General features: G+C 72.0%; 6 protein-coding genes. 4 read left to right on the forward strand and 2 right to left on the reverse strand.

The genetic code is table 11. From position 1 onward, the window contains the following. Window positions 1–206 precede the first annotated feature (206 nt). Window positions 207–1,430 carry an MFS transporter gene (locus AOK24_RS20025; RefSeq protein WP_055721433.1) on the reverse strand — a complete coding sequence of 408 codons (1,224 nt, stop codon included), beginning with the start codon at window positions 1,428–1,430 and terminating at the stop codon, window positions 207–209. An 87-nt stretch (window positions 1,431–1,517) separates the two neighbouring features. On the opposite strand from AOK24_RS20025, the gene AOK24_RS20030 reads away from it, so the two are divergent. Then, on the forward strand, window positions 1,518–2,498 hold the full coding sequence (locus AOK24_RS20030) for a LysR family transcriptional regulator (protein WP_055721434.1): 981 nt from the start codon (window positions 1,518–1,520) through the stop codon (window positions 2,496–2,498). A gap of 115 nt (window positions 2,499–2,613) precedes the next feature. Here AOK24_RS20030 and AOK24_RS20035 read toward each other — a convergent pair whose 3' ends face one another. After that, window positions 2,614–3,480 carry an isocitrate lyase/phosphoenolpyruvate mutase family protein gene (locus AOK24_RS20035; RefSeq protein WP_055721435.1) on the reverse strand — a complete coding sequence of 289 codons (867 nt, stop codon included), beginning with the start codon at window positions 3,478–3,480 and terminating at the stop codon, window positions 2,614–2,616. A gap of 488 nt (window positions 3,481–3,968) precedes the next feature. Here AOK24_RS20035 and AOK24_RS20040 point away from each other — a divergent pair, with 488 nt between their 5' ends. Genes AOK24_RS20040 through AOK24_RS20050 form a run of 3 tightly spaced genes read left to right on the forward strand, consistent with a single transcriptional unit; the run spans window position 3,969 to window position 6,695 of the window. Continuing rightward, window positions 3,969–5,048, forward strand: a complete 1,080-nt coding sequence (locus AOK24_RS20040; protein ID WP_055721436.1) for a zinc-dependent alcohol dehydrogenase — start codon at window positions 3,969–3,971, stop codon at window positions 5,046–5,048. Further along, the gene (locus AOK24_RS20045) at window positions 5,045–6,037 is read left to right on the forward strand and encodes a nucleotidyltransferase family protein (protein ID WP_055721437.1); all 993 of its coding nucleotides are present in this window, start codon (window positions 5,045–5,047) and stop codon (window positions 6,035–6,037) included. Before AOK24_RS20040 ends, AOK24_RS20045 begins: the two co-directional genes overlap by 4 nt. Window positions 6,038–6,056: 19 nt before the next feature. Further along, window positions 6,057–6,695, forward strand: coding sequence for a dTMP kinase (locus tag AOK24_RS20050; protein ID WP_055721438.1), 639 nt, complete (start codon window positions 6,057–6,059; stop codon window positions 6,693–6,695). The last annotated feature ends 4 nt before the right edge of the window (window positions 6,696–6,699 follow it).

A 6,699-nucleotide genomic window follows, 5' to 3' on the forward strand; every position in this document is an offset into this window, starting at 1 on the left:
CGGCGGTGGCGAGGACGGCCGCGTACGGCTCGCGGACCTCGCGTTTGACGGCGCTCTCCAGCCAGTCGAGGAGCAGGGGGACCGGGTCGGCGGGCGGGGTGTCGAACTCGGGGAGGTCGAGGTCGGTGGCTCCGCTGAGCGTCTGGTTGCGGGGGGAGGTGGTCACGTGGGGGGTGCTCCTTGCGCGTGGCGGATCGTGGTGCGGTTCATCCTGCCCGACCGGGGCGGCGGGCGGTGCGGCCGATCATCGGCAGGAGGCTCACGAAGGTGAGGGAGGCGAGGGTGAGCAGGATGGCGGGGGCGGGCAGGCCGCGGTTGAGGAGGTCGAAGACGAAGGGCGCGGCGAACCCGGTGTAGGCGAGGGCCCAGTAGACGGCGGTGAGGACGGCGAGCCGGTCGGGGCTCGCGAGCCGGGCGGTCTGGGTGAGTCCGTAGACGGCGCACAGCCCGTATCCGCAGCCGAGGACGGCGGAGGCGCCGAGCGCGGCGAACGGGTCCTCGTGCCGGACGGCCCAGCTCCCGGCGACGAGTCCGGCGGCGATCGTCGTCATCCCGGCGATCGCGGGCGCGAGCGGGTCGCGGGCGGCCAGCCGACGGGCCAGCGGGGTCATGAGGACGCCGCCGCCGGGGGTGACGAGGATCGCGAGCCCGCCGTAGAGCAGGGCGTGGTCGCCGACCGCGCCGGCGACGAGGTGGGGCAGGACGACGTAGCCGATGGTGGGCGCGGCGAACACCCAGGGGGCGAGGGGGACGACGTACCGCAGGAACGGGCGGACGCTCCCGGCGGGCCACGCGCCGCTCCTGGCGGGGCGGGCCGCGCCAGGTCCCGCGGTGTCCGGGAGGCGGGCGACGGCGGCCAACGCGAGGGCGGTCAGGGCGAGTTGGGGGAGGTAGGCGAGGAGCAGGGGGTGCGGCAGCCACTGGGCGATGAGCGCGGAGGTCAGGCCGCTGAGGGCGAATCCGGCGGACAGGCAGAGGCTGGAGAGGCGGGCGGGCCGGTCCGGGTCGCCCGTCTCGCCCGCCCGGTCGTGGAGTTCGCGGGCCCATACGGCGACGGAGGTCATGGCGGCGCCGATGGCGAGCCCGGCGAGCATCCGGCCCGCGAAGAGCAGCGCGGTGATTCCGGAGCCCGCCATCAGGGTCAGGGAGGAGAGTCCGGAGGCGGCGATGGCGGCGACCACGACGCGCTTGCGGCCGAGGCGGTCGGTGACCGGTCCGCCGAGCAGGATGCCGGGCACGATGCCGAGGACGTAGACGACGAACGCGCCGACGACGGTGCTCTGGGGGAGGCCGAGGAGCCGGCGGTAGACGTCGAGGAGTACGGTGAACTCGTTGGCGGTCCAGCCGATCGCGACGAGAGTGAGTGCCGCCCTGCGCCAATGCGCGGTGTCCGTCGGCCACTTTTTCCCTCGAACCCTTGGCGTATGCAAGGTTATTACCGCCCTTCCCAAGTTTTTAGCCCACCATCACCGATGCTCTGCTTGTTGTATACAACTTGAAGCTTTAATATCCCGGGCATGGATCTTCGACGCCTGAATTCTTTCGTGGCAGTCGCAGAGGAAGGGCATTTCGGCAAGGCCGCCAAGAAGCTCTACCTCTCCCCGCCGTCGGTCACTCTGCACATCAAGCAGTTGGAGGCCGATTTCGGAGTGCAGTTACTCCACCGCACCCCCGTCTCGCTCACTCCGGCGGGGCAGCGCCTGCTGGGCCACGCCCGCCATCTCCTCGGCGCCCTGGACGCGGCCCGCCAGGACCTCGCCGATCTGACGGAGCCCGGCGGGCCGCGCACCGGCCGGCTGCGGGTGGGGGTGATGAGCCACGGCGCGGGGGAGCTGACCTCCTCCGCGCTCTCCGCTTTCCAGCACCTGCGCCCGAACGTCCCGCTCTCCGTCGTCCAGCTCGACTTCCAGGACCATCAGTCGGCGCTGCTGGACGGGGTGGTGGACGTCGCCTTCATCCGGCCGGCGCCCACGGACGAGCGGATCCGCTACGACGTGCTGACGACCGAGCCCCGGGTCGCGATCGTCTCCGCCACCTCGCGGCTGGCGGACGCGCGCACCGAGGGGGTCTCCGTCGACGAGGTGCTGGACGAGCCGTTCCTGCCGGTCACCGAGGTGCCCCGGGAGTTCGCCGACTACTTCTACTTCGCACCCGCGCGCGGGGGGACACCGGCCAGACAGGGCGCGCCCGCGGTGGTGCGCACCCCGTACGACGCCCTGCGCTCGGTCGCGGGCGGGGCGGGGGTGGCCACCACGGTGGAATCGTTCACGCATTATCACTCCTGGCCGGGAACGGCGTACGTGCCGATACTCGACGCGCCCTGGGAAAACTGTGTGCTGGCCCGGCGCGGTGACGACGACAGTCCGAGCGTCCAGACATTCCGGGCGTTGACGGCGACGCTCACGAAGAATCAGCCACCGCCGCCGCTCGGTAAATTGCCGGATACGGAAAACCTGCGGAATTCCGCAAAAGAAATCCGGCGCGACCACGCCGCCTGAGTGCGGCGTCCGAATATGCCCGAACGGACATCTGTTCCGCATTGTTCGGACCCGCGCGCGAGACAGTCGGCCTTCCGGGGCGGAAGGCCGACGGGACGCCGGGCGGCCTCCAGGGTCAGGCGCCGAGCTGCTGCCACTCCTTGAGCCGCTGGAGCTTGAAGATGTCGGCCACGGAGGCGATCTTCGGCTCCAGGGCGACGGTGTCGCCGGAATCCCGGATGGAGCGGTAGGTCTCCCGCAGGGAGGAGATCGTGGCCCGCATGCCCTGGTTGGCGTAGATCACCACCTGGACGCCCATCGCCTCGGCCTCGGCGATGTTCCAGTCCGGGTAGGTGGTCGGGACGACGACCACCGGGAGACGGCCCTCCCAGCGCTTGACGAAGTCGACGACCTCGGTGTTGGTGCTCTTCTTGGAGTGGATGAGGACGGCGTCGGCGCCGCCGTCGGCGTAGGCGTGGGCGCGCTCCAGCGCCACGTCGACGCCGAGTCCGTTGATGAGGGCCTCGGTGCGGGCGATGACGAAGAACTCGTCGTCGCGCTGGGCCTGCTTGGCGGTCTCGATCTTCGCGACGAACGCCTCGGTCGACAGCAGGGTCTGGTCGCCGTCGGCGAAGCTGTTGATCTTCGGGAAGAGCTTGTCCTCGATGGCGACGGCGGTGATCCCCATGTCCTCGAACTCGTGGACCATGTGGGCCACGTTGAGGTTGTTGCCGTAGCCGGTGTCGGCGTCCGCGACGACGGGGATGCCGAGCGCCTTCTGCATGTGGGCGGCGGCCTCCAGATACTCCGTCATCGTCAGGATGCTGGCGTCCGGGAGGCAGCGGGACGCCGAGATCTCCAGGCTCGACGACCAGATCGCGTCGAACCCCTCCTGCTCAGCGAGGACGGCGCCGAGCGCGCTGTGCGCGCCGGCCACCCGCAGGGCCCGGCCGGGCCGCAGGAGGGACCTGAAGGAGGGGGCTGAGGGGGGCTTCAGGGACATGGGAACACCTTCTGTCAGTGATTCGCCAAGGCAATGTGCACACTGCTGCCCGGAACGGGAGCAGGTGCCCGAGGCGCGTTCGGCTCGTGTCCGGGGCGGGCGGAACAGGTGGGGGGAATCCGCTTCCGATGCCGTACGGCGGGTTCGGCGTTCCCGCGTACCGCGGGGTGCCGAGCCGTCCGTCGGCCCGTCATGCCCCTTGATTTTCCGGGAATTTCGCCAGAGATGCCGGATTGATCTCACTCGAAGTTCGCTGTCCGGCATCCTTCCGGACACCTTCCGTATCCTTCCTCGTTCCGGCGGCCGTTGGCGAGCGCCTTCGGAAATCCTGAAGAACACCCCCTTGTCATTGACAGGCGTCACCCCACGTCAAGATCATGGAACTCAGCGCGACACCGACCCGATCCCCCCACTGGTGCGTTGCATCAGCGAATCGAGTGCGTCTCTGCCGTGTCGCCGCCCGTATCCACACCGGGAGCTGAGCCCGTATGAACACCCCCACCATGCGCGCCGGACTGCTGACCGCGCCGCGCGTCCTCGACCCGCACGCCCGGCTCGACGTGCCCGAGCCCGGCCCCGGTGAACTCCTGGTCCGGGTCCTGGCGTCCGGCATCTGCGGCTCCGACCTCGCCGCCTGGCGCGGCACCCACCCCTACAAGGTGGCGCCCGTCGTCCTGGGCCACGAGTTCTGCGGCGAGGTGACCCGCGTGGGCGGCGGACCCGGCGCGGACGACGGGGAGTTCACGGCCGGCGACCTGGTCTGCTCGGCGGCGTTCTCCCCCTGCGACACCTGCGCCGAGTGCCGGCGCGACGCCCCCCACCTGTGCACGGACCGCCGCAACCTCAGCCACGAGGGCTGGCAGGGCTCCTTCGCCCAGTACGTCCTGCTGCGCCGCAACATGACCCACCGCCTCCCGCCGGGCACCGACCCGGTGGCGGGCGCACTGGTGGAGCCGCTGTCCATCGGACTGCACGCGGTCCGCCTCGCCGGGCCCGGCGCCGGGCGCACGGTCGCCGTCCTCGGGTCCGGCACGATCGGGCTGAGCTGCCTGCTGGCCGCCCGGCGGACCGGGTTCGGCGCGGCCGTCTGCGTGGACGCCGGGCCCGCCAAGGCCCGGCTCGCCGAGGCGGCGGGCGCGGCGGGGTACGTCGACGCCCGGACCGGATCACCCTCCCCCGCCGAGGTCGGCGAGCTGATCGTCCGTCAACTCGGCGGGCGGCGGCCGGAGGTGGTGTTCGTGTCGGCCGGGTACCCCGGCGTCCTCGACCAGGCCGTCGCCGCCGTCCGGCCCGGCGGGACCATCGTCGTCGTCAGCTACTTCGAAGGGCCCGTCCCCACCGACCTCAACGCGCTCGTCGGGCGCGAGGCCCGGGTGCTGTTCTCCTCGCTGTCCGTGCCCGACGACTTCCGCCGGGTCATCTCCTGGCTAGCGGACGGCACCCTCGACCCGCTCCCGCTGGTCACCCACCACTTCCCGCTCGACCACATCGAGGAGGCCATGTCCGTGCTCGACCGCCCGCCGGCGGCCACCGGCAAGGTGATGCTGCGGATCGGGGGCACCGCGTGAACACGCTGCTGCTCGCGCTGGCCGCCCTCACCCCCGACCCGGACCGCGTCCGCGCCCTCGCCATCGACCCGGACCTCGACCCCGCCGCGTTCCTGGAGGCCGCCGCCCGGCACAAGCTGCTCCCGCTGATCGGCCGGCACGTCCACCGCCACCACCTCGACCGGGGCGTCGGCGCCCTCCCGCACGCCTGGGTGGCGACCTCCGCGTACGTCGCCAACCGCGCCCGCAACCTCGCCCTCGCCGACGAATTCGGCGCCGTACAGCGCGAGTTGACGTCTCATCAGGTCCGGTACGCGCTCCGCAAGGGGTTCATGCTCGCCGAGGGCGTGTACGGCGATCCCGGCGCCCGGCGCATCGGCGACCTCGACCTCGCGCTGCACCCCGAGGACACCGGGCGGGCGCACGCCGCGCTCACCCGACTCGGGTACGTGCAGGGGGAGTTGGCCGTCGACGGGGACCGGGTCGTGCCGTACGGCTCCACGGGCGAGCGCCCCGGGCGGGGGGACGACGGGGAGTTCCTGCCCTACCGCAAGGCCGGGCTGCGGGCCGAAGTGCCCGAGTTCTACGTCGACTTGTGCACTGTCCTGCCCGAAGCGCCGCTCGGGCTGCCCGAGGTGCCGATGGCCGACGTGCTGGAGCGGGCGCGCGGTGCCGTGCGCTGCGGGTCCCCTGCGCGGGAGCTGCATCCCGTCGATCAACTCATCGACCTGTGGGCGCAGTTGAGCACCCCTGCCCGTGCGCTGCTGGACGGGAAGCCGGACGGCGGGTTCCTTCCGCTGGCCAAGCTCCTCGACGTCGCACTGCTGTCCGCGCGCCTCAACGACGCCGACTGGGCACTCACCGAGGCGCTCGTCTCCCGGCCCGGGCTGTGGCCCGCGCTGGACGCCGTCCCCCGGCTCACCGCCCTCGTGTTCCCCGGCTCCACGCCCTCGCCGTTCGCCGACGGGCCGGCCGCCGTACCCGGGCTCACCGCCCGCCTGACGGCCTGACCTTCCTAGGAGTCCCCCCATGCTCATCGCCCTCGTCGGGTCCGACGGTGCGGGCAAGTCCACCGTCACGCGGCTCCTCACGGCCGGCTCCGCCGGTCCCCTGCGGCGCTCCGACCGCTGGGACATCGTCGCCGAGCCCCAGCACTATCCGTCCGCCCGACTCCTGCGCCCCGACGTCCAGTTGGGCCGGACCGCCGCCGCCGAGATGCCCAACCCGGCGCGCTTCCTCTTCTTCCTCTGGTCGTCCTGCATGGCCCTCCAGGGCCGGGACCCCGCACCCTCCCCCGACACGGTCACCCTCCTCGACGGCTACTGGATGAAACACGCGGCGGTCGAGGTGGTAAACGGACTCGACCGCGCGTGGGTCGAGACCGTGGGCGCCGGACTCCCCGCCTGCGACCAGGTCCTCTACCTGCGCATCGCCCCGGAGACGGCATGGCAGCGCAAGCAGGGCGAGGAGATCCTCCCCTACGAATGCGGCGGCGACCCCTCCTGCTCCCGCGAGTCGTTCCTCGCCCACCAGAGCCGCGTCCAGCGGGTACTGGACGACTGGGCAGAACGGTTCGGCTGGCAGACGGTGGACGCGGACCGGCCCGTCGAGGAGATCGCGGAGCTCGTGCGCGAGGCGGCGGGGGTCTCCGCTGGGGGGACTCGGTGAGCGG

It is taken from the genome of Streptomyces niveiscabiei (assembly GCF_001419795.1).
In the GTDB taxonomy this organism is placed as follows: domain Bacteria; phylum Actinomycetota; class Actinomycetes; order Streptomycetales; family Streptomycetaceae; genus Streptomyces; species Streptomyces niveiscabiei.